This window comes from Ferrimonas gelatinilytica, from assembly GCF_039544205.1.
In the GTDB taxonomy this organism is placed as follows: domain Bacteria; phylum Pseudomonadota; class Gammaproteobacteria; order Enterobacterales; family Shewanellaceae; genus Ferrimonas; species Ferrimonas gelatinilytica.
The window spans coordinates 77,717-100,894 of record NZ_BAABLF010000007.1 but is presented as its reverse complement, the minus strand read 5'-3'; the positions used below and the strand labels follow the sequence as shown (position 1 = coordinate 100,894).

General features: G+C 61.2%; 21 protein-coding genes. 10 read left to right on the top strand and 11 right to left on the bottom strand.

Annotated features, from left to right (window positions below):
* Window positions 1-173: 173 nt before the first annotated feature.
* On the top strand, window positions 174-3,068 hold the full coding sequence (rapA, locus tag ABD997_RS07150; protein WP_345316326.1) for an RNA polymerase-associated protein RapA: 2,895 nt from the start codon (window positions 174-176) through the stop codon (window positions 3,066-3,068).
* Window positions 3,069-3,613: 545 nt separating this feature from the next.
* On the top strand, window positions 3,614-4,417 hold the full coding sequence (locus tag ABD997_RS07145; protein WP_345316325.1) for a putative porin: 804 nt from the start codon (window positions 3,614-3,616) through the stop codon (window positions 4,415-4,417).
* Between the two features lie 94 nt (window positions 4,418-4,511).
* On the opposite strand, the gene ABD997_RS07140 is transcribed toward ABD997_RS07145, so the two are convergent.
* Window positions 4,512-5,174, bottom strand: a complete 663-nt coding sequence (locus tag ABD997_RS07140; RefSeq protein ID WP_345316324.1) for a hypothetical protein — start codon at window positions 5,172-5,174, stop codon at window positions 4,512-4,514.
* A 310-nt stretch (window positions 5,175-5,484) separates the two neighbouring features.
* Between ABD997_RS07140 and mgtE the strand changes: the two genes are divergently transcribed.
* The gene (gene mgtE / locus ABD997_RS07135; protein ID WP_345316323.1) at window positions 5,485-6,834 is read left to right on the top strand and encodes a magnesium transporter; all 1,350 of its coding nucleotides are present in this window, start codon (window positions 5,485-5,487) and stop codon (window positions 6,832-6,834) included.
* Between the two features lie 77 nt (window positions 6,835-6,911).
* Here the strand turns inward: mgtE and ABD997_RS07130 are convergent, their stop codons facing one another.
* The 3 genes from ABD997_RS07130 to ABD997_RS07120 all read right to left on the bottom strand — a co-directional run bounded on the left by ABD997_RS07130 (window position 6,912) and on the right by ABD997_RS07120 (window position 10,466).
* Complete coding sequence (locus ABD997_RS07130) at window positions 6,912-8,867, bottom strand: exoribonuclease II (RefSeq protein WP_345316322.1); 1,956 nt, start codon at window positions 8,865-8,867, stop codon at window positions 6,912-6,914.
* A gap of 213 nt (window positions 8,868-9,080) precedes the next feature.
* Window positions 9,081-10,037, bottom strand: a complete 957-nt coding sequence (locus ABD997_RS07125; protein ID WP_345316321.1) for a D-2-hydroxyacid dehydrogenase — start codon at window positions 10,035-10,037, stop codon at window positions 9,081-9,083.
* A gap of 39 nt (window positions 10,038-10,076) precedes the next feature.
* A complete protein-coding gene (locus ABD997_RS07120) occupies window positions 10,077-10,466 on the bottom strand; it encodes a hypothetical protein (RefSeq protein ID WP_345316320.1) in 390 nt (129 codons plus the stop codon).
* A 168-nt stretch (window positions 10,467-10,634) separates the two neighbouring features.
* Here ABD997_RS07120 and ABD997_RS07115 point away from each other — a divergent pair, with 168 nt between their 5' ends.
* The gene (locus ABD997_RS07115; protein ID WP_345316319.1) at window positions 10,635-11,228 is read left to right on the top strand and encodes a class I SAM-dependent methyltransferase; all 594 of its coding nucleotides are present in this window, start codon (window positions 10,635-10,637) and stop codon (window positions 11,226-11,228) included.
* Window positions 11,229-11,258: 30 nt separating this feature from the next.
* Here the strand turns inward: ABD997_RS07115 and ABD997_RS07110 are convergent, their stop codons facing one another.
* From ABD997_RS07110 to ABD997_RS07095, 4 genes are read right to left on the bottom strand one after another with little or no spacing between them, the layout of a single operon-like run.
* Window positions 11,259-11,891, bottom strand: a complete 633-nt coding sequence (locus tag ABD997_RS07110; RefSeq protein ID WP_345316318.1) for an outer membrane beta-barrel protein — start codon at window positions 11,889-11,891, stop codon at window positions 11,259-11,261.
* A gap of 10 nt (window positions 11,892-11,901) precedes the next feature.
* Window positions 11,902-12,630, bottom strand: a complete 729-nt coding sequence (gene djlA, locus ABD997_RS07105; protein WP_345316317.1) for a co-chaperone DjlA — start codon at window positions 12,628-12,630, stop codon at window positions 11,902-11,904.
* Complete coding sequence (gene murU, locus ABD997_RS07100) at window positions 12,614-13,288, bottom strand: N-acetylmuramate alpha-1-phosphate uridylyltransferase MurU (protein ID WP_345316316.1); 675 nt, start codon at window positions 13,286-13,288, stop codon at window positions 12,614-12,616. The genes djlA and murU overlap by 17 nt, the downstream gene beginning before the upstream one ends.
* Complete coding sequence (locus ABD997_RS07095; RefSeq protein ID WP_345316315.1) at window positions 13,285-14,298, bottom strand: aminoglycoside phosphotransferase family protein; 1,014 nt, start codon at window positions 14,296-14,298, stop codon at window positions 13,285-13,287. Before ABD997_RS07095 ends, murU begins: the two co-directional genes overlap by 4 nt.
* A 157-nt stretch (window positions 14,299-14,455) precedes the next feature.
* On the opposite strand from ABD997_RS07095, the gene lptD reads away from it, so the two are divergent.
* The 6 genes from lptD to ABD997_RS07065 all read left to right on the top strand — a co-directional run bounded on the left by lptD (window position 14,456) and on the right by ABD997_RS07065 (window position 21,109).
* On the top strand, window positions 14,456-16,738 hold the full coding sequence (gene lptD / locus ABD997_RS07090; RefSeq protein WP_345316314.1) for an LPS assembly protein LptD: 2,283 nt from the start codon (window positions 14,456-14,458) through the stop codon (window positions 16,736-16,738).
* Window positions 16,739-16,810: 72 nt separating this feature from the next.
* Window positions 16,811-18,085: a peptidylprolyl isomerase SurA gene (gene surA, locus ABD997_RS07085; protein WP_345316313.1), complete on the top strand. Its 1,275-nt coding sequence runs from the start codon at window positions 16,811-16,813 to the stop codon at window positions 18,083-18,085.
* Window positions 18,085-19,071, top strand: a complete 987-nt coding sequence (pdxA, locus tag ABD997_RS07080; protein ID WP_345316312.1) for a 4-hydroxythreonine-4-phosphate dehydrogenase PdxA — start codon at window positions 18,085-18,087, stop codon at window positions 19,069-19,071. Before surA ends, pdxA begins: the two co-directional genes overlap by 1 nt.
* On the top strand, window positions 19,068-19,874 hold the full coding sequence (gene rsmA / locus ABD997_RS07075; RefSeq protein ID WP_345316311.1) for a 16S rRNA (adenine(1518)-N(6)/adenine(1519)-N(6))-dimethyltransferase RsmA: 807 nt from the start codon (window positions 19,068-19,070) through the stop codon (window positions 19,872-19,874). Before pdxA ends, rsmA begins: the two co-directional genes overlap by 4 nt.
* A gap of 7 nt (window positions 19,875-19,881) precedes the next feature.
* Window positions 19,882-20,256: a Co2+/Mg2+ efflux protein ApaG gene (gene apaG / locus ABD997_RS07070; RefSeq protein WP_345316310.1), complete on the top strand. Its 375-nt coding sequence runs from the start codon at window positions 19,882-19,884 to the stop codon at window positions 20,254-20,256.
* A gap of 37 nt (window positions 20,257-20,293) precedes the next feature.
* Complete coding sequence (locus ABD997_RS07065) at window positions 20,294-21,109, top strand: symmetrical bis(5'-nucleosyl)-tetraphosphatase (protein ID WP_345316309.1); 816 nt, start codon at window positions 20,294-20,296, stop codon at window positions 21,107-21,109.
* A 6-nt stretch (window positions 21,110-21,115) separates the two neighbouring features.
* Here ABD997_RS07065 and folA read toward each other — a convergent pair whose 3' ends face one another.
* From folA to ABD997_RS07050, 3 genes are read right to left on the bottom strand one after another with little or no spacing between them, the layout of a single operon-like run.
* On the bottom strand, window positions 21,116-21,613 hold the full coding sequence (folA, locus tag ABD997_RS07060; RefSeq protein ID WP_345316346.1) for a type 3 dihydrofolate reductase: 498 nt from the start codon (window positions 21,611-21,613) through the stop codon (window positions 21,116-21,118).
* Window positions 21,614-21,635: 22 nt separating this feature from the next.
* The gene (locus tag ABD997_RS07055; protein ID WP_345316345.1) at window positions 21,636-22,073 is read right to left on the bottom strand and encodes a threonine/serine exporter family protein; all 438 of its coding nucleotides are present in this window, start codon (window positions 22,071-22,073) and stop codon (window positions 21,636-21,638) included.
* Between the two features lie 8 nt (window positions 22,074-22,081).
* Entirely contained in the window at window positions 22,082-22,840 is a 759-nt protein-coding gene (locus ABD997_RS07050) for a threonine/serine exporter family protein (protein WP_345316308.1), read from the bottom strand.
* Between the last annotated feature and the right edge of the window lie 338 nt (window positions 22,841-23,178).

Sequence of the window (23,178 nt, the reverse complement as noted above, 5' to 3'; positions counted from 1 at the left end):
GCGGCCTTTGTCGCCGGATTAAGGGCGGCAAATTTCGCCCCTCGCAGTCCTAACATGACAGATTGAACAGGCTTTGACCAGCACCGATCGCACGGGTGTCCACCGGGCTAAATTGCTGTAAGATACGCGCCTTTTTCCGCCCTAAGAGCCTCATTTCAGGAGTCGTTCAACCTATGTCCTTTGCTTTGGGTCAACGCTGGATCAGCGATACCGAATCGGATCTTGGCCTGGGAACTGTGGTGGCATTGGAAGGCCGCATGGTCACCCTGCTGTTCCCCGCCACCGGCGACAACCGCCTATTTTCCATCAACGAAGCCCCGCTGACCCGGGTCATCTTCAACAAAGGGGATGAGATCACCGCCGCCGAAGGCTGGAAGATGGTGGTCACCGATCTGGAAGAGAACGACGGGCTGGTCACCTACTTCGGCACCCACAGCGAAGATGGCCAGGAAGCCTTTATCCGCGAGCCGATGCTGGACCATCAGATCCGCTTCAACAAGCCGCAGGATCGCCTGTTCGCGGGCCAGATCGACCGCATGGAGCAGTTCGTGACCCGCTTCCTCTGTCAGCAGCAGCGTCACGCCATGCAGAAAAACCCGCTGCGGGCACTGCAGGGCCCCCGTGCCGGGCTGATCCCCCACCAGCTCTATATCGCCAATGAAGTGGGTCGACGCCACGCCCCGCGGGTGTTGCTGGCGGACGAGGTGGGCCTGGGGAAAACCATCGAGGCGGGCCATATCCTGCATCAGCAACTGCTCTCGGGCCGTGCCGAGCGGGTGCTGATCATCGTTCCTGAAACCCTTCAGCACCAGTGGCTGGTGGAGATGCTGCGGCGCTTCAACCTGCGCTTCGCCCTGTTCGACGAGGAGCGCTGCGTTGAGGCGTTGGCGGACTGTGACAATCCTTTCGAGAGTGAGCAGCTGGTTATCTGCTCCCTGGACCTGCTGCGCAAGAAGCGCCGTTTCGACCAGGCACTGGAGGCCCCCTGGGATCTCATGGTGGTAGATGAGGCCCACCACCTGGAGTGGAGTGAGGATACCCCCTCCCGCGCGTACCAGGTGGTGGAGGGGCTGGCCGAGCAGGTGCCCGGCGTCCTCCTGCTCACCGCCACGCCTGACCAGCTTGGCCACCAGAGCCACTTCGCCCGCCTGCGCCTGCTGGACCCGGATCGCTTCTACGATTACGACGCCTTCCTCAAGGAGGAGCAGGCGTACCAGTCCGTAGCCCAGGCCGCCGAGGGTCTGCTGGAGCAGCGCGCCCTTAACAACGAAGAGCTGGATGCGCTGAACGCGTTGCTGGCCTCCGACACCCTGGCCAGCCAGCTTGAGGCGATCCAGGCCGGCGACACGGCCACCCGGGACAAGTTGCTGCGGGACCTACTGGATCGTCACGGCACCGGTCGCATGCTGTTCCGCAACACCCGGGCTGGCGTCAGCGGATTTACCGAGCGGCGCCTCAATCGCCACCCGGTAGCACTGCCCAAGCAGTACGCCACCGCCATCAAGGTCAACAACATGTTTGGCACCACCGCCGTACCGGCGGCACAGAAGGTGATCAACAATCTCTACCCGGAGAAGCTGTATCAGCAGTTCGAAGGTGAGAGCGGTAACGGCAGCTGGTGGCAGTTTGATCCCCGTATCGACTGGTTGATGGCCTTCCTCAAGGCACACCGCAGCAAGAAGGTGCTGGTGATCGCCTCTCAGGCGGCTACCGCCCTGCAGCTGGAGGAGGCCTTGCGCACCCGCGAAGGGATCGCCGCCAGCGTCTTCCACGAGGGGATGTCGATCCTGGAGCGTGACAAGGCCGCCGCTTACTTTGCCCAAATGGAGGGTGGCGCCCAGGTGCTGATCTGCTCCGAGATCGGCAGTGAGGGGCGCAACTTCCAGTTCGCCCAGGACCTGGTGATGTTCGATCTGCCTCAGAACCCGGACCTGCTGGAGCAGCGGATCGGCCGCCTGGATCGGATCGGCCAGACCGAAACCGTCCAGATCCACGTGCCCTATATCGAAGACTCCGCCCAGCAACAACTGCTTGAGTGGTTCGATCGCGGTATGGATGCCTTCGAGCACAACTGCCCGGGCGGTCACCTGATCCACAGCGAGTTTGGTGATGAGGTGATCGAGGTCCTGGCGGGCAACAACACCGATCTCGAAGGGCTGATCGCCCGTACTGCCGAGCGCGCCGCCGAGCACAAGGCCGCGATGGAGGCGGGGCGGGATCGGCTGCTGGAGATCAACTCCAACGGCGGCAAGGCTGCCGATGCACTGGTCGCGGCCCTGGCTGAAGCGGACGACGACACCGATTTCATCAGCTTCATGCTCAAGCTGTGGGATGTCATCGGGGTCCATCAGGATGACCGTGGCGAGAATGCCGTGGTCCTGCGCCCCACCGAACAGATGCTGTTCCCCAGCTACCCCGGCCTGCCGGAGGACGGGGTCTCCGTCACCTTTGACCGGGAAACGGCCCTCTCCCGGGATGACTTCCAGTTCATCACCCCGGCCCACCCCATGGTGGCGGCGGGGATCGATCTGGTCACCAGTTCGGATACCGGCTGTACCGGCGTCTCCCTGTTGAAGAACAAGGCCCTGCCAGCAGGCACCCTGTTTCTGGAACTGATCTACATCGCCGAGGCGGTCGCGCCGGCGGAGGTGCAACTGGGCCGCTTCCTGCCCCCCACGCCTATCCGTCTGTTGATGGACAAGAGCGGCAAGGACCTGGGTCAGAACATCGACTTCGATGCCTTCAACCGCCAGCTCACCCCGCTCAATCGTCATACCGGCTCCAAGCTGGTCAGCGCCTCCCAAGGCGTACTGCACCCGCTTATCGCGGCGGCGGAAAAGCAGGTGGCCGAGCAGCTGGCCTCCCTGGCCAGCGACGCCGAACGGGCCATGGAGCGAGAGTTGGGCGCCGAACTGGAACGCCTCACGGCGCTCAAACAGGTGAATCCCAACATCCGTGACACCGAGCTGGATGCCCTGCGTGAGCAGATGAACCTGGCCCGCTCCCACCTGGCGAGAGCCCAGATCCAGCTGGACGCCATCCGGCTCATCGTGGTGACGCCAGAGTAATCCCGTCCATTTATTGAGCCCCTTCAACGCCCCGCCACCCGGGGCGTTTTTTTCACCTGAGAAAACGCATTTACCACCAAAGTGAAAAAGGCGCTCGCTCAGATCACGTCGGGACAAGACCGATCCCGCTCTTCCATGGGCAGACTCACCCTGCCAGCCTACCCACGGACCCCGAGTCCACCGTTATTCAACTGCTAAGCAGTTTTCCGCGCAATGCCCTCAGTCTATCCACTCCGGGTGGCCCGCCCATCAGAGGAGATTTGTCGTCACCCTGTCTGGTGCAGGAGGAAAGTCGCCCCACAATGACAGCCCCGAACATCGACCTTGCCGCCATCACCCACGCCAGCGTAGGAGATTAACCATTTCAAAAGTGATTTAAATTCACTAACTTGTACATTGTTGGCTGAGTATCACCTAACAGCCGGGATACGATGAAGAGGTGCTATCCATCGCGGTACCTGACTCCCTGCCTTTTGCCCAAACCTGGGTATCGGACAGTGAAACCGGCATGGCACACCGCCTCATCAGACTAAGGAGAGTCGATCATGAAACGGATTTTACTCGGCGCCCTCGTCGGGGCGGGTACCCTGTTACCAGCCCTGGCCCAGGGCGAATTTCAGCACGAGGCCAGCGCGGCAGTGGGCAGCAAGGGCGATGGCTTCGGGGATGGCTTCTGGCGGATACGGTATGACTACGCCTTCTCCCCCATCAAGGTGGGCAACCAGCCCTATGCGCTGGCCCGCTACCTCTCCCCCGCTTCGAGCGTCCGCGCCTCCTACAGCGAGATGGATGACTTCGACTCCTTCTCCGTGGGCGGCACCTATCAATCCCCCTCAGGCTGGTTTGGCCTCTTTAACTACACCCGAAACCAGCTGGAACAGCTCGACCAGGATGAGTACGAGGGGGGCATCGGGTATTACCTGACCGACACCACCACCCTGACCGCCACCTATGGACGCTACGAACGGGATTACTTTGCGACGGAGTCCGAGTTCAACCGTTACGGCCTCAGCTTACGACACTACTTTCCACTGCAGACCACCCAAGGGCTGGATACCGAGTTTGGCTACACCCGTGTCGACGATGACCACCGCTTTCCCGACGGACGCTACCAGGTGGATGGCAATCTGTACTATGCCCGCGCTGACTGGTACATCACCCAATCCTGGTTCATTGGGGCCCGCTACGGCTATTCGGACATCGGCGATGATGACGACTCCTGGATTGTACAGACCGGTTACTGGTGGCAGATCGGCCGGGTGTTTTCCCTGCAGGCGCTGGTGGGTCATGAGTTCAATACCTTTGACGATGATCTCACCCTGGGTCTGGGCTTCACCGCCCGCTTTTGACCTGGCATCCAGTCGACGACGCCCGGGCCTTGGGGCCCGGGCGTTTTTCATGCCTTGAGGGAGTCGAGATGCCGACTCAATTCGGAGGCTCCCCTCAGCGATTGGGCACCATCCGGCGCAGTTGTGACCAGAGCGGATCATCCCAGGGTTTTGCCGACAGGGCGCCGGACAGGTGGACTCCTCCCTCCAGCTGGTGGGGTTGCAGCTCCAGGTAGAGCCGTTGAGAGGCTCCGGTCACGTAGGGTTCAGGCCAATCCAGTCTCGCCTGGTACCCGCCCATCACCGGATCCAGTTGAAGGGCAATATGCTCCGGCGCACACTGCCGGCCCTGCTGGGTAGACACGGTTCGACACAGCCCACGGTAATAGCCCAGCAGCAGCTGTTCCACTGCGTCCGCGGTCAGACCCTTTCGGCGTACCAGCTCAAAAACAAACAGCAGGGTCAGGAAGTCCTCGGCAGCGGGGTCGTACATTCCGGGGGCGAACCGCAACTCCACCGCCCCCTGAAAGGGCAACTCCGGGGCAAAGGGCGGTGGCAACAGGAGACGCTCGCCCCGCCAGTTACTGGGCTGAGGCAGCAGGGTGAGCGGTGGCTCACTGGCCGGGGGGTTGATCATGGGGTCCGTGGCACCGCTGGAGCGCGATGCGGCCCCCGGATTGCCCCCTGCGTTAGCAGAGTCCGGCCCCGAGCCCAGAGCCTCAAGGGGGCTCAACAGCAGCATCATTGCCGTCAGCCAAGCCCAGTAAGCAAACTTCATCTTGTCTATCCTTCGACCATACTTGCTTCCGATATGCTTGAATTTTGCCCTAAAAGCAAGCCTTGTGCCCATCTTGGCAGCAACGCCGAACCATAAAGTCGGAAATGACAATGAAGGCTTGATCGGCATGACGCAAGCACCTAAGATCGCCGCGGAAATTCTATCAGGAACCCCTTTTATGGACCCCGTTCCCAGTCCCAGGTGGGATCTAAAAGACACGATAACCCAAATAATGACCCCGGTTCGCAGAGTCCATACCTGATAGGGACGCCCTCCCTGCTACTCTGTCACCGGTACCCGGAGGTGGAGTATGCAAAAAGCGCAACTTTTTGCCACCCTGAGCGAAGCGCTCGCCGCAAACGATAAGCGCGCCATCCGCGCCGAGTTGGAACAGATGCACGCCGCAGACTTTGGTCTCGCGGTGCAGGAGTTTAGCCCCCCGCTGGCAGCCAAACTGCTGGATCTGCTGTCCCTGCCGGATCACGCCGAGGTGTTCGCCTACCTGGATCCCCAACTGCAATCAGACATCGCCCAGTTGATGCCCCGCAACCAGTTGGCGGCCCTCTTCTCTCAGATGGAGTCCGACGAGCGGGCGGATCTGTTCAACCAGTTAAGTAAAGAGCAACAGCACTCCCTGCTGCCGGGTCTGGCCCAGGCGGAGCGAGAGGATGTGCGCAAGCTGGCCAGCTATCCGGAGAAGACCGCCGGGGCGATGATGACCAGCGACTATGCCACCCTGCGCAGTCACTGGAGCGTGCGCAAGGCACTGCAGCGCCTGCGGCTGGAAGCCCCGGACAAGGAAACCATCTACCAGACTTACGTCATCGACGGTGATCGTCACCTGGTGGGCACCATCTCCCTGCGCGAATTGATCCTCTGTAACCCGGAGGCGCTGATCGCCGACATCATGCTCACCGAGGTGGTGTTTGTCCGGGTCGATGAAGATCAGGAGGAGGTCTCGGAGAAGATCCGCCACTACGATCTGCTGGCACTGCCGGTACTGGACAGCGCCGAGCGGCTGGTGGGGATCGTCACCTACGATGACGCCATGGATGCGGTGGTGGAAGAGGCGACCGAGGATGCCCAGAAAGCCGGTTCCGTTTCCGCCCTGGAAACCACCATGGACCGGGTCAGCGCCTGGGAGCTCTACCGCAAGCGGGTCGGCTGGCTGATCCTGCTGGTGTTTGGGGCGCTGCTCTCCGGCGCCGGCATCGCCCATTTCGAGGCGATCATCGAGTCCAACGTGGCCCTGGTGTTCTTTATGCCGCTGCTGGTAGGCAGCGGTGGTAACGCCGGCTCCCAGTCCGCCGCCCTGATGGTGCGGGCCCTGGCCACCGGTGAGGTGGAGATGAAGGACTGGGTCAAGGTGCTGGGCCGGGAGGTGTTCGTGGCCGGGGCCCTGGGACTGACCATGGCTTTCGCCGTCTTTGGCCTCGGGCTGATGCGCGGTGGCCCAGAGATCGCCCTGACCGTCGCCCTGGCGATGATCTGTGTGGTGCTGGCCGGCTCTCTTATCGGCCTCTGCCTGCCCTTCCTGCTTTCACGCATCAACCTGGATCCCGCCACCGCGTCCGGACCGCTGGTGACCACCATCGTCGATGCCACTGGCGTGGTGATCTACCTGGGCTTCGCCACCCTGCTGCTGGACCTGGTAGTCTGAAGCCGGTAGCGATGCCGAGAATGAAAAAAGGCCGCCCCTAGAGGGCGGCCTTTTTCACGAGATCAAACGGATACGCGTTACTGCCCCAGTGGGGAGACCGGCTTGGCCAGGATGCTGCGCTGATCCACATCCACCTCTGTGATCTGCACCCTGAGGCGATCCGCCACCTTCAGCACCAGCGCCTCGTCGAAGTGGGCCATGCCGCTGTCGCCGCTGATGACCAGTTTCTTCTTGTCGACACTGAGCAGACTGGCGGGCACAAAGGCGACCGCCCCATTCACCTCGAGGCGCACCCGGGCGCCACCGCGATTAAGGTCGATCACCTCGGCATCAAACTGGGTTTCGCTGCCGGCGTCGGCCTTGAGGTAACGGGCATAGAGCCAGTCCCCAACGTGACGCTCACACATGCGATGCAGCTTACGCATCTGGGCCAACTGGGCCAGCAACGCCTCATCCACGCTCTGCACTGGATCCTGTCCGGCAATCATCGCCTTGAGCAGGCGGTGATTCACCATGTCCGAGTACTTACGGATGGGAGAGGTCCAGGTGGCGTAGCCCTGAAGACCCATGCCGTAGTGCGGCATGGGCGTGCCCGCCATCTCCGAGAAGCACTGCATGCGGCGGATGCGCGCGTCCAGGTAGCCACTCTCCTGGCTGTCCAGATCCCGACGCAGCTCGCAGTAGCCGCTCAGGGTACCCAAGCGCTCGGCATCATAGGCGAGGCCGTGCTCGGCCAGCATAGCCACCACCTGTTCGATACGCTCCGGATCCAGACCGGCGTGGCTGTTGAAGACCCCCTGTCCCATTGCGGCTCCAAGCCGTTCGGCGCAGGCGGCGTTGGCCAGGATCATGCACTCCTCCACGATGCGGTTGGCGGTGCGGCGGTGATCCACGTGGATCGCCAGCACATTCCCCTGGTCGTCCACCTCGAAACGGTAATCCGGACGATCCGGGAACACCAACGCATGGTCGTGACGCCACTGGGTTCGGGCATTGGCCACCTGGTGCAGCAGGTCTATCTGCTCCGCGATCACCTCGCTGTCCGGCTGCCAGGCACCCTCAACCCCCTCGAGGCGATCCGACACTTTGTCATAAGCCAGCTTGCCCTGACTGCGGATAGTGGCCAGGAAAAACGTCGCTGCCCCCTGCTGGGCACCATCTTCCGCCAACTCAATTCGGGCACAAAGCGCAGGGCGATCGGCCCCCTCCACCAGGGAGCAGAGCTCATCCGCCAACTGACGGGGCAGCATAGGCACGTTGTAACTTGGAAGGTACTGGGTGTAAGCGCGCTTGAGGGCTTCTGCGTCCACCGCGTCTCCCGGTTGCACATAGGCCGTAGGATCGGCGATCGCCACAGTCAAGGCCCAGCCCAGCCCGGTGCGCGCCACATGAAGGGCATCGTCCATATCCTTGGTGGACTCGGCATCGATGGTCACGAAGGGCAGCGCGGTAAGATCCTGACGCTCGGCGTCCTCCGCCAGCTGCCAACCGGCCGGATCCGCCGGCTCCACCTTGGCCAGGTTGTGCTTGGCCAGGATCACCCACCAGGGCACGTGGGGGTCGTCGCTCTTGGCCACCAGCTCGGAGAGCTCAACGATGAAGCTGTTATCCCCCTCCCGCAGCGGGTGGCGCTTGAGGTGGGCCACCACGTAGTCGCCCTCCCCCAGCTCCGATTCGTTGACGCTCTTTTTGCAGCGGGCCTTGATCCCTTCCCTCATCAGCGGATGATCCGGGACGACGTTGAGCCGCCCCTTGAAACGCTTGACCCGGGCGATGAAGCGATCCAGTGCAGGCTCAATCAGGGTTTCCGGCTCCGCCGAGGTCTTGTCATTTTCGGTTCGCAGCACCGCGCTGACACGGTCGCCGTGTACCACCTTCTTCATCATCGGCGGCGGTACAAAGTGGCTTTCGCCCTTGTCGGTTTCAAGGAAACCGTAGCCTTTGGCGGTGGCTTTGATGGTCCCCTCGACCGTGGGCAAGGTCTCACGGATCTGGGCTTTGAGTTGCTGCAACAGCGGGTTGTCTTGGAACATCCGGGATTTACGTCTCTGGCTGGCGAACACGAATCGGCCACCCCCTCACGCTTGCACCAGGCAAGGGAGCAGAGGGGGCGGCGAGAAAAACGGCAATTGTACGGGATCTGGGGACAGGGGCCAACTTCCCGCGGCGACAGGGACTCAGACGACGAACACCGTCCGCACCAGCGCCGACAGCCGCCTGAACCTGCTCTTTCGGCCCCCCCCTGGCTAGTTCACCCGGTTCTGGGGGACGCCTTTGAGGAAGGCCGCGACATTGGCCACCGCGATATCCAACAGGTTCTGGCGCGCTTCCAGGGTTGCCCAGGCGTTGTGGGGGGTGATGGAGCAGCGGGGGGCCGTCAACAGAGGATTGTCTGCCTGGGGCGGCTCGCTGGAGAGCACATCGAGGCCGGCTCCGGCAATTACCCCGTCCTTCAGGGCTGCGGCCAGCTCTCCCTCATTGATCAAACCACCGCGGGCCGTATTCAGCAGCAAGGCGGAGGGTTTCATGGTGGCGAGCAGGGCCAAATCCACGAAACCGGTGTTCTCCTCGGTCTGTGGACAGTGCAGGCTTACCACGTCCGCCTCCGCGAAGAGACGCGCGCGGGGCACCCAGCTCATGCCAGCAGGCAGGTCACGGCGCTCACTGCGGGTACTGACCAGCACTTTCATCCCAAACCCCTGGGCCATCCGCGCCGCGGCCTGGCCGATGGCACCAAAGCCCACAACGCCGAACGTTTTGCCGGCCAAAGCGGTCAGCGGCGCATTCCAGAAGCAGAAGTCGCGACTGCGGCACCACTGGCCTGCCTTAACCGCGTCATCGTGCTCCGCCACCCGACTGGCGTGGTGAAGCAGGTGAGCGATCGCCATCTGAGCCACCGACTCCGGCCCGTATCCGGGCACGTTGGTCACCACCACGCCCTGGCGCGCCGCCGCATCCAGATCCACCCCGTTAACCCCGGTCGCCAGTACGCCGACATAGCGCAGTTTAGGTAGTTGGGCCAGGATCTCGGCATCCAGCTGGACTTTGTTGATCAAAACCAGAGACGCATCGACCGCCCGCTCCACTGCCTGTGCTGCCGTGCTGTGGGGGTAGACGGTCAGCGGCCCGAGTTCCGCCAGCGGATGCCAATCCAGATCACCAGGATTCAGTGCCTCGCCGTCCAGTACCACAATTTTATCCATCCGCTTGACTCCTCTGCGTATCAAACTTAAGTGTGAGGCTTAGAACCAGATCCGAAAACCCAGACCGTAGTTGAGTTCGAAATCACCGCGACTGCCAAAGGTCACCGTCGGTACCACTTCGCCAAACAACTCGGCAAAACCGGCTCGCGCACTCAGCCCCACCTTGCCACGCACGCCTAGCGGAGCATCTCCGTTATCGGACACCTGGCCGCCGACACCGAAGTAGAGGTTGGGAAGCTCCCGGGTGGTAAAACGGCGGTCCACGCTCACGTTGACATCATCGACGGATACCCCGATATCCCAGCGATTGACCCCGATACTGACCGCGTCCGGTTTCCCCAGTTGAAAACCGATCCCGATCTCGCCCAATGCGCTGAACGGCAGGCTGCCCAGCAGAAGTACAGCAGCGCTCGCTACTTTTTTAAACATCCCTTTCTCCCGAGGCACTGTCGCCCCACTTGCCGTTTGTCGTTCAGCGATCGACAAAAGGTCAAAATAAACTTTTCTTCCCGGCCCACCGTAACGAACAGCAGACTGAGAACCGCGTCGCATTCTAGGAGAGGCGTAAAGGCTTGATAAGTATAAAGAGGTGGGACTGTGATACTGAACAGGATAGAGCGGTGGGCGATCAACCATCCCCTTCGGGGGATGTGGCAGAAACGGGTCGAAACCCCAAAACTGTTGCGACTGGGCGGCCGTTGTGACGGGGCCCTGGCTCTGGAGATCGGGGGCGGTCAGGGTCTGGGGGCCGAACTGATCAGGAGTGCGTTTGGCGCCCGTGAGGTGGTGAGTCTGGATCTGGACTTCGCCATGACACGGCGGGCACAGGACCGCACAGAGAATCTCGATCACTGTAGTGTGGTACAAGCTGACTGCACTGCCCTGCCGATGCCCTCAGACCGTTTCGACGCCCTGTTCGATTTTGGCGTGCTGCACCATGTGCCCCAATGGCAGCAGGCGGTTGCCGAACTGAGCCGCGTGGCGCGTCCAGGCGCGCGGCTTTATACCATGGAGATGTATCGCAGCTTCATCTGCCATCCGCTGTGGCGGAGACTGCTCGAACACCCCCAGACTAACCGCTTCTCCCACGACGAGTTCATGAATTGCTGGCGCGAACATGGCTGGCAGCCCACCGGAGACAACACCCTCACCAGCGGTATGGGATGGAGCACCTATCGCCTAAGGAGCTAACCGCTCACCGACAGCAGCGCAGTCTTAAGTTCAAAAGCGAACCATCAGCCCGAGGGTGGCCTGCCCCTGGATCATGGCGTTCCCCTCGATCCTGAAACGGCAGGTACCATCTTCGCCGGGGCAGACCAAGCTGGTGGAGTTTTCCATGAAGATAAAAAAGCTTCTCACATCGGCGAAGATGGAGAGATGCTCCAGCAATCGGTATCGGGCGCCCACCCCCAGCCCCAAGGAGAAGCGGGTTTCTGAAGAAACGCCACCATCCGGCAACAGGCGGGTGACACCGACGCTTGAGGTCACGTAGGGTTCAAACCGACCGCGGGGAAACCAGAGGGAACCACCGATGTGATAATAATCCACATCCAGATCCAACCCCGTCGGGCTACCAAAGTCACCCTCTTTGAAGGCGCTGCGCTGCCGGCTGTAATAGAGGTAGATATTGCCAGGATCCTGCGTCTCCACACCGAACATCAGGCCGAAACTCTCGGCATCCTCCACCTTGAGCTCCCCCACCTTCTGACGCTCCTGCCCCTCGGGATGTTCGGTCACATCCAGAGAGCCGCCGAAGTTATAGCCGGCCATGGGAGCGATAAAGAAGGTTCGCTCCGCTTGCGCCGGTGCCGTCAGCAGGGCCGAAAACAGCAGCCCGATGTAGATTGATCGCATCGTCCTCACCTCACGCTTTGCTGGCTCGGATCCGCTCCCAAGCCGCTTGAATGTCCTGGCTTTTCTGCTGTGCCACCGACAGCATTTCAGGTGGCAGGCCCTGGCTGGCAAGCTTGTCCGGATGATGTTGTGCCATCAATTTCCGGTATGCCCGCTTGATGCTGGGCAGACTGTCGTCGCCGTTCACACCGAGGATCCGACAGGCGTCCTCCAGCGTCATGCTCGCCGTCTGGCTGTGGCGCTCCCCGTGGCGCATCGCGATCAACCTCTCCAGATCCGCCTCACTGAATCCCAGTGCAGCGCAGATCCGACTCATGAGGGCCCGCTCGTGATCGTCCAACACCCCATCCACCAGGGCGGCCTGGAGCTGGATCTCGATGAACAGGCGGGCCAGATCCCGGCGAAAACGCAGCGCCATGTTGAGCCGCTTCAACTCCCGGTCCAGCGGATAGTCCGCCGCTTTGCCCTGGCGGTAGGCACGCTGAGCCGCCTCTTTGGCCCGCCCCCTGAGGCCGATCTGGCTCATCAGTGAAGAGGCCAAAGCGATATCCTGTTCGGTCACTCGGCCGTTACTCTTGGCCACATGCCCCATCACCGCAAAAGTGGTCTGGAAAAACGGATTGGCACTGCGACGTTGGTCGATAAACCTGTGGCCAAGGTAGGCACCGAGCAGCGCGCCGATGAAGCGACCCAGCAGAAATCCGATGGCCGCGCCAAAAAACTTACCCCAGATCGCCATGCAACTGCGCCTCCAGCGTCTGAAGTCGTTCCGGCGTGCCTACGTCACACCATAGTCCCTCCCAGCGCTCGGCGCTGACGCGATCCGCCTCCATCGCTCGGCGCAACAGGGGGGCCAGCGGGAAACGCCCAGGGGAACAGTCGGCAAAGAGCGCCGGACTCAGTAGCGCACAACCGGAGTAGGTCAGGCGGTGTCCTTCCCCACTGTGGGCCCGTCCCTGTGCCAGGACAAAATCCCCGGTGGGATTATGCCCGGGGTTCGGGACCAGGAGCAGGTGTGCCAAATCCCCTGCCCGCAACCCTGTCAACGCTTGCCAGGGATAGGCACAGAACACATCACCGTTGACCAGTAGGAAGGGGGCATCCCCGAGCAGGGGCAGGGCCTTGTGGATCCCACCGCCTGTCTCCAGCGCCGCCGCGCCCTCGTCGCTGTACTGCAGGTTGAGCCCCCAACGTTCACCATCGCCAAGCGCTGCGGGGATCTGAGCCCCCAGCCAGGCGGTGTTGATCACCACGTCGGTGATGCCCGCGCGGGCCAGTGCTTCCAGGTGATGCACCAGCAGCGGCTTACCATTTACCGGCAGCAGTGGTTTGGGGGTGTGATCGGTCAACGGTCGCATCCGCTCACCGCGGCCGGCGGCCAGGATCATCGCTTTCATCCCTTCCCCTCTTTACTCAATAGAGCCGGCTGCACCCGATCGGCCAGCAACTGCGCCAGTGGCTGCGTCTCCGGATAGCCTTGTCCGACTTCGATGAGGTAGCCGATCACCCGGGGCAGATCTGCCAGGTAGCCCGACTTACCATCCCTGTGATGGAGGCGAGCGAAGATCCCCGCCGCCTTGAGGTGACGCTGCATCCCCATCAAATCAAACCAGCGCCGGAACTGATCCAGTGAGACCTCGCTGGTGAGCATCCCTTGCGCTTGAAGGGCTTCAAAGTGCGCCTCAAGCAGGGTTTGCAGCAGGGGCTCCGGCAGCTTCAGGTAGCAATCACGCAGCAGGGAGACCGCGTCGTAGGTGATGGGGCCACGCAACGCCCCCTGATAATCGATCAGCGCCAGTGAGCCCGCTTGGAGCATCAGGTTGCGGCTGTGGAAATCACGGTGGATCCCGACCTGCGGCTGACCAAGGGCGTTCTCGATCAGGACCTCCTCCAGCGCCTGCCACTGCGCCTGCCACTCGGGCCCCAACGGGAGTCCCAGATGGGTCTGCAGCAGCCACTGGGGAAAGATGTCCAACTCGCGAGCCAGCAGCGCCCTGTCGTAGGGTGGCAGTGGGCCAAGCGCCGTGTGTTGCACCCGGGCGATGGGCAGCAACAGCGCCAAAGCCCGGCGATACCAGGGCTCAGGATCGTTACCGGAGAAAACCTGATAGGCATGTGTATCCCCCAGATCTTCCAGGGCAAGAAACCCCTGTTGCAGATCCTCGGCTAAAATGGAGGGCACCGGCAGGCCCGCTTCCTGATAGGCGCGGGTGATGGCGACGAATGGACGGCAATCCTCCTGCGGCGGGGGGGCGTCCATCGCCACTTCGGTGCGGTTGCCCAAGTGGTAGCGGAAGTAACGACGGAAACTGGCATCGGCAAAGATCGCCTCGGGGGGACTTACCGCCTCCCCGCGAACCTGCCTCAGCCACAGTGTCAGCTGACGCTGACGTCCATCTTCAGACATGCAGTCTCCCAATGGTCGAATCAACAAATTTGCTTTATCATACCAAGGTTTTACGATCTGAATTGAACCCTAGGCGGTCTTTCTGGGTCGGAGTCAGCAATCCTGCGGTTCGGCAATCAAAGACCGGCCGCACCGAGTCAACCATGTTAGGGACATAATGCGCTTCCCCCTTGCCTTCGTCATCAGCTTCATGCCCGCCACCGTGCTGGCTCAGGAGGCGACCGAATCCGTTACGCCGGACCAGTGCATCTCTCGCTCGCCGGCCACGCTCAGTACCAGCGGCGGCCCCGACGATGCACAGGATCCCAGCGTTCGCGTTCGTGCCAATCGCAGCGAGGCGATCTCCGGTGATACCGCGCGCTTCGAGGGCAATGTTCAACTGAGCCAGGGTCAGCGCAAAATTCGCACCGACAGTGCCGAAGTCAGCTCCATCCAAGGCACGTTCTCGGCCCAGGGTGGGCTGCTCTATGAGGATGCGGCGGTCGTGATCGAGGCGGACTCCCTCACCGCCGATATGGATGATAACCAGGCGGAGCTGAGCCAGGCCCGCTACTGGCTCAATGGCCAACAGGTCCGCGGTGAGGCCGATAACCTGGTGATCCAGGGGGAGCAGTCTCTGAAGCTCAATGGCGCCACCTTCACCACCTGTCCGGACGATAATCCGGACTGGTTGCTGGAAGCGGAAGAGATCGAGATCAACGCCGAGGAGGAGTGGGGCAAGGTTTGGCATGCCAAGGTCCGGCTATTCGACGTTCCCGTTTTCTATATGCCCTATATGACGGTACCGGTCTCCGATAAGCGCAAGTCCGGCTTCCTCTATCCCAGCATCAGCACCAGCTCCAAGAACGGTTTCGATTTCGAGATCCCCTACTATTTCAACATCGCTCCTAACCTGGACGCTACGGTGACCGCCCAATATATGAGTTCCCGGGGTCTGTTCCTCAAAGGGGAGACTCGCTACCTGCAGCCCTGGGGCGAGGGACAACTGAACGCCGAGTTCATGGGCAGCGATCGCCTGGTCGACGACAACCCGGATCGCTATATGCTCCATGCGGAACATGCCGGTAAGCTGAACGAGAACTGGCGATTCTACGGTAACTACACCACCGTTAGCGATGATAACTACTTCAATGACTTCAGCTCGGCCATCAACGCCTCCACCGATAACCAGCTAAACCGTGAAGCGGAGGCCGCGTACTTCTCCCGGAATTGGAACGCGGCCCTGAAAGTGCAGGATGTGGAGGTGCTCGGGAAGGACGTCCGCCCCTTCCAGGTGATGCCCTCCCTAAGCGTCAACTACTTCTCTCCCAGCCTCTATAACCGGCTGGATTTTCGTTTCAACAGCGAGCTGACCCGTTTCGAACATCGGGACAGTCAGCACCTGACGGCCACCCGCTGGCACCTGGAACCCACCCTGATCCTGCCCTACCAGACCCCGGCGGGCAGTTTCACCACGGAGCTCAAGCTCAACCAGACCTTCTACGCCCAGCAGGATCCCGCCGGCGAGCTCAAGGAAAACATCAGCCGGACCCTGCCGCAGCTGATGATGCACGGCCAGATCAATTTTGAACGGGATCTCAACGTGGGCGGAAAAGGGTTTATGCAGACCCTGGAGCCGCAGGTCCAGTATCTCTACATCCCTTACGAGGACCAGTCAGAGATCGGCCTCTACGACACGGCGTTACTGCAGGAGGATTACTACGGACTGTTCCGGGATCGCCGCTTCTCCGGCCTGGACAGGATCTCCGACGCCAATCAACTGACCCTGGGCCTGGCAACCCGCTTCCTCGATGATGGCCTGCGAGAACGCGCCCAGTTGGCTATCGGCCAGATCTTCTTTTTCGATGATCCCAAGGTCACGCTCAGCGGCGATCAGAGCAACGAAGAGCGCTCCAGCTCCGCGCTGGCTGCCGACCTGCGTCTACAGGCGACGGAGCGCTGGTTCGTAAGGGGGGGGATCCAGTTCGATACCAGTCGCGGAGACACCAACAAAAGCGAGGTGCTGATGGACTACCGGCTGTCGGAGGAGAAGCTGTTCCAGCTCTCCCACCGTTACGTGCCGAACCTCGGTACGGATATCGAGGGCAACGCCATCGACATCAACCAGGCGGGCCTGAGAGCAACCTGGCCGGTGATGAAAAACACCACCTTCGTCGGCAACTGGTATTACGATATCAACCTCAACCGCAGCATCGAGACCTACGCGGGACTGCAATATGAATCCTGCTGTTGGGCAATCCGGCTGGCCTATCACCGCCATCTCGATACCAACTTCGAGGATCAGGACTTCACCACCATCGATCGCCGCGATGATTTCGACAGCGGCATCTCGCTCAAGTTTGTCCTCAAGGGCCTCGGATCCAGCGGTCCTTTAGGGATTGGTGAGATGCTTGATGAGGGGTTGTTTAACTACCGTAAACCCTATTACCTGCGGAATTGAACATTGAAGTTATGCTAGAGTGCTCGCAATCAGCGGAGTCGAATGCTCCCACTGCCAGGATGGATTGGATAGATGAAATTTCGTAATACTCTGATTGGACTCCTTTTTGCGCCCTTCATCGCGGCGGCACAGCCTCAGATGCTCGACCAGGTTTCGGTTCTGGTCAACGACGGTGTGATTCTCGAAAGCGAGATCAATGAACGGGTTGAAAACGTGCGGCTCAACGCCCTGCGTGCCGGCCAGCAACTGCCCTCCGACCAAGCCCTGCGGACCCAAGTGATCGACCGCCTGATCGTCGAACATCTGCAGCTGCAGATGGCCGAGCGCATGGGGCTGGTTATCAGCGATATCCAGCTGGACCAGACCCTGGAAAACATGGCCGCCGAGCAAGGTATGAGCGTCGAGCAGATGCGTGAATCCATCGAAGCGGAGGGGGGAAACTTCACCGCCTATCGCGAAGAACTGCGCAGAGAGATCACTCTGGGCCAGGTGCAGCGAATTCAGGTTCAACGACGTATCCAGATCTCCCCCCAGGAGATCGATACTTTGGTTAACCTTATCGAGGAGCAGGGTCTGCAGGATGCGGAGTTCCATGTCGGCCATATCCTGATCGATGCCTCCGAGGATGAAGACGCCGCCCGCCAGCGAGCCGAGCGGGTGCTCCAGGTACTCAAAGAGGGAGCAGACTTCCGCGAGACCGCTCTGGCCGCCTCCGCTGGCCCCAAGGCGCTGGAAGGGGGCGACTGGGGTTACATGAACATCAACGAGATGCCGACCTTGTTTGCGGAAGTGATGAACGACATCGATGTCGGTGACATCGTGGGCCCGATCAAGAGTGGTGCCGGCTTCCATATTCTGACGGTATTTGACCATCGCGGCGTAGAGACCCAGGAGGTCGCCGAGGTGCAATCCCGCCACATCCTGCTCAAACCCTCTCCCATTCTGAGCGAGGAGATGGCCCGCGCCATGCTGGAGGAGTTTCTGAACGATGTCCGCAACGGCGATGCCGATTTCGCCGACCTGGCCAGGGAGCACTCCAGTGACCCCGGCTCTGCGGTCAAGGGGGGGGAATTAGGCTGGGCGGACCCTAACATGTATGTCCCGGCATTCCGCGATACCATTAATCGCCTGGAAGTGGGAGAGTACTCCGAACCTTTCCGCTCCAGCCATGGCTGGCACGTCGTTCACGTCCTTGACCGGCGCACCAGCGACGCCACTGAAAGCTTCAACACGGACCGCGCCTACCAGCTGATCTACCGCCGCAAATTTGGCGAACATGTGAACGCCTGGCACGAAGAGATGCGTTCTGGCGCCTACATCGAACTGGTTAACCAGGGACGCCGTTAATGGTAGCGCGCATCGCCATTACCCCCGGTGAACCCGCCGGGGTGGGCCCTGATCTGGTGATCGAACTGGCTCAACAAGAGTGGCCCGTCGAACTGGTGGTGTGTGCCGACCCCCAACTCTTGATGCAGCGGGCCCGGATGCTGCGCAAACCGCTCCATCTGCGACCCTATCAACCAGCACAGCCCCCGCAACCCCAGCGACAGGGCACCCTGACCATCGCCCCGACTTCGCTGGCCGAGCCCGCGATACCCGGTGTACTGAATGAAGCCAACAGCGGCTATGTGGTCGAAACCCTGCGCTTCGCCAGCGAGCACAACCTCTCCGGAGAATTTGATGCCGTGGTGACCGGCCCCATCCATAAGGGGATCATCAACCAGGCTGGGATGCCCTTTTCGGGCCATACCGAGTTTTTTGCTCAGCAGGCGGGCTGCCAGGATGTGGTGATGATGCTCGCCACTGAAGGTCTCCAGGTGGCGTTAGTAACCACCCACATACCGCTTGCGTACGTGGCCAAGGCGATCACCCCTACCCGACTGGAGACGGTGATCCGGATCCTCCACGATGAGCTGCGGGTCAAGTTCGGCTTGGAGCGACCACACATCCTGGTGTGTGGCCTCAACCCCCATGCCGGCGAGAGCGGCCACCTGGGGCGGGAGGAGATCGAGGTCATCGAGCCTGTACTGACACAATTGCGTGACGAAGGAATGTTACTGACCGGGCCACTGCCGGCGGATACCCTGTTCCAGGAGAAGTACCTGGCGAACAGTGATGCCGTGCTGGCCATGTACCATGATCAGGGATTGCCGGTGCTAAAATACATGGGGTTTGGCAAGTCGTTGAACATCACCCTTGGCCTGCCCTTCATCCGAACCTCAGTGGACCACGGTACCGCCCTGGATCTGGCCGGCAGCGGCCAGGCCGATGTCGGCAGCTTCCGGGTCGCCCTGAACAAAGCCATCGAACTGGCGAGCAATCAACATTCATGAGTAACAACATCCATCTGGGCCACCGCGCCCGCAAGCGCTTCGGCCAGAACTTCCTGCATGATCACCACGTCATCGATGGCATCGTCGCCGCGATCGCCCCGGATAATGATCACGTGATGGTGGAGATCGGCCCGGGTCTCGGCGCCCTGACCGAGCCGGTGGCGGACCTGGTTGACCATCTCAACGTGGTGGAGCTCGACCGGGACCTGGCAGAACGCCTGCGCCATCAGCCCCGCTGGGGCCAGAAGCTCACCATCCATGAGGGTGACGCACTCAAGTTTGATTTCAACCAGCTGGCGGAAGAGGGCAAGCGCCTAAAGGTGTTTGGCAACCTCCCCTACAACATCTCCACGCCGCTGATGTTCCACCTGTTTGAGACCGTCGACAATGTTGCCTCCATGCACTTCATGCTGCAGAAAGAGGTGGTGCAACGGCTCTGCGCCGGCCCGGGTCATAAAAACTATGGCCGCTTGACCGTAATGGCGCAGTACTACTGCAAATGTCTGCCGGTGCTGGAAGTCCCACCGGGCTGCTTCACCCCGCCACCGAAGGTGGACTCGGCCGTGGTGCGCCTTGTGCCCTACCAGGAGAAGCCCTACCCCGTCGACAACGTGAAGATCCTGGAACGGATCTGCGCCAGTGCCTTCGCCATGCGCCGCAAGACGCTGCGCAACAACCTCAAGGGCCAGGTCAGCGAGGCAGAGTTCGAGTCCCTGGGGATCGATCCCAGCCTGCGCCCTGAGCGAATCACTGTGGCGCAGTTCGTGGCCCTGGCCAACCTCATCAGCCGACGCCAGGGGTAATCGGACGATGCGACCGGAGAACCCGCTTCACATCGAAGTCGAGACCCACTTCCTGCCGGAGCACTCCGATCCGCAGCAGTCCCGCTACGCCTTCGCTTATACCCTCACCCTGACCAACTTGAGTGAAACCACCCTTACCCTGCAGCGGCGGCACTGGCTGATCATCGATGGCGATGGTCGTCAAAGTGAAGTGGAAGGCGAGGGGGTGGTAGGTGAAACGCCGGTTCTGCCACCGGGTGGCCGCTACCGCTATACCAGTTCGGTGATTTTCCCAACGCCCGTTGGTACCATGCAGGGGTTTTATACCCTCAGCGGGGCCTCGGGCCAGGTCAAAGCCAGCATCGAGCCCTTCACCTTCCGTCAGCCCGGTGCCGTCCATTAAGGTCGCGTCCCGGGGGCGCTAACAGGCACAGGTTTTCATGGCAGAGTATTTCGTCGGCGACATTCAGGGCTGTTACGAGGAGCTGTCCCGGCTGTTGGAGCAGGTCCGATTTGATCCTAGCCAGGACACCCTCTGGAGCTGTGGCGACCTGGTCGCCCGCGGTCCCGACTCTCTAGGCGTTTTACGCCTGTTTCGTCAGCTCGGCAGCGCCGGCCGCACTGTGCTCGGCAACCACGATCTGCACCTTCTGGCGGTCGCCGCCGGGCTCAAACGGGTCAAGCCCAAGGATCGCCAGCAAGCGCTGCTGGCCGCCCCGGACCTGCCGGAACTGCTGCACTGGCTGCGTCAGCAGCCCCTGCTGGTTAACTTTCCCGCCCAACAGCTTCTGCTCAGCCATGCGGGGTTACCGCCTCACTGGTCCCTGGAGACGGCGCTTCGCCGTGCCCAGGCCGTATGTGAAACGCTGCAAGGGGAGCACTATCTCGACTTCATCGGCCAGATGTATGGAGAGAAACCGGATGAGGATCGTCCCGGAGTCGGCCCGCTGGAACAGCAGGTCTACACCGTCAATGCCCTGACCCGCATGCGCTTTCTCCATCCCGACGGCCGTCTCGATTTTGCCTGCAAAACCGGCCCGGAGACTGCCCTGGGGTTGGTCCCCTGGTATCGCTATCCGGGGCACCGGCTGTTGAGCTCGCATCGTATCGTGTTCGGCCACTGGGCAGCCTTGGATGGGCGCTGTGATCACCCCAATGGCCGGGCTCTGGACACCGGCTGTTGCTGGGGCGGCAACCTGACCTTCTGGCGCGCCGAGGACGAGCGCCGCTTTACCCAGCCGTCACTGGGCCTCTAAGCGGGCTCAGGAGTCTCCAGCGATGCGCCCCAGGGTGACAAACTCCAGGGCATAAGGGTTGGCGTCATCGGCAGGGCGATGCTCGCTGGCGAGTTGTTGCCAATGGGACTCATCGAAAGCGGGAAAGCGGGTGTCCCCCTCCACCGCCAGGTCAACCCGGGTCAGATAGAGACGATCTGCCCTGGGCAGCATCGCCGCGTAGAGCTGACCACCGCCGATGATCATCACCTCCTCCACCTCACCGGCGGCGTCAAGCGCCGCATCAATATCCGTCACCACGGTTACCCCCTCAGGGGCAAAGGTCTTCTGGCGGCTGATAACGATATTATGGCGGCCCGGCAGGGGGCGACCGATGGACTCAAAGGTCTTACGGCCCATCACCACCGGCTTACCCAGGGTTACGGCCTTGAAGTGTTTCAGGTCGGCCGGCAGGTGCCAGGGCATATCATTGTCTTTACCAATGACCCGATCTTGGGCCATGCAGGCGATCATCGCGATGCGCATCAACTGGGATCTCAACTGGTTATCATTGCCTGCGATGATACAGCAAATTGGCCAGGGTCAGCCCCAGCGTGATAGCCGCGACCACGAACACGCTCTGTAAACCGCGGCCTACGACGGTGATCCACAGCTCCGGTTGATAGCCCTGCAGCAGCAGCTCCAGCATCGCATTGAAGGCAACGAAGGCGTCGTGTCCGGGCATCAGCGGGATCGCCGCGGCGACGGCATAAAGCTGCATCGGCGCCCGGTAGTGGCGAGCCCAGAACGCAGAGAGGGCCCCAATGGCCAGTGCAGCGATAAGACTCGCCAGGGCGGCATGCCACGCCAGCGCCAACAGAGATTCCCTGACTAGGAAGCCTAACGAACCCGCCACGCCACAGGCCCACAAATAGCGGCCGGGGACATTGAATACCATGGCAAAGCCGATGGCCGGCAGCGCCGCCAGCGCCGCGTTAACAAACATGGACAAGGCTACCACTCGAGCCACCACAGCAGATGCAGGGCCGACGCCACACCAACGGCCGCCGCCAAGATCATCAGACTGGCTTGCACCCAACGGGCCCAGCCCACACCGAAGTGACTGCGAAGCATATCGGTCAGGGCATCCACCATCGGAAAGCCGGGCACCAGCATCAGGACCACGGCGGCGCTAACCAGGTCAATATGCTCACTCAAGCCCAGCGGCAGGCGGGTCAAGAAAGTGGAAACAAAGGCGGTTATCGCCCAATTAAACAATAGGTTCACGCCACGAGCCGTCATCCAGAGACGCAGTGCCATGGCCATGATTGCCGCAACAGCGGCAATAGCCACGCCCGCCAAGTCCGCCCCCATCAGCCAGGCAAAGGCGCCACAGGTGGGTGCCATCGCCAATGCCACCGCCCACCTGGGCCAGTGCCAGCCATCCAGCTGATTGAGCTGTCTGGTCGCCTCCTCCAGACTGAGCTCCTGTTGCTCACAACGCTCACAGAGCAGCTCCACCTGACAAACTTTGTGCATGTCCTGGCCAAGACCCGCCAACCGCTTCACCAGGGTCACGGCCTGGCCCTGCTGCCAACTGCTGATCATCACCGCTTTGGGCGTCAATGCCAACTCTACACGCTCCAAACCGTAGTGCTGCCCCACCCGCTGTGCGGCGGTGACCACCCGCTCGCTCTCTGCACCACCGGCATAAAGCTGCAGCGCGACATCCAGTGCCAACTCTGTACTGACCTGCTGACCCCTGTCGGTCATTCACAACCTCCAACAGAAAAAGGGGCCCAAGGCCCCTAATTTCATTCTCAACGTTTACTTCTGGTAGACCACTTCGACATCGTAATCGTCACGGTTTACTGCCCCGAAGAGTTCTCAACAATTCGTGTCAAACCCTTGTGACATAGAGCTCTACAGGGGGTTTGAGAGCTTTTCAGCTTTTCTGAGAAGATTTTGCTCAACATGAGTCTGAAAGTCCATTTTTGTTGAGACCTTTTGGGAGCGCCAAGTTCGCTTCAAAGCATAGGAAATAGAGGAGCGGGTCATGCCCTCGGCTCGCGGTTGACGTTAGTCTAGCGTGCGCTCACTCACGCACACGA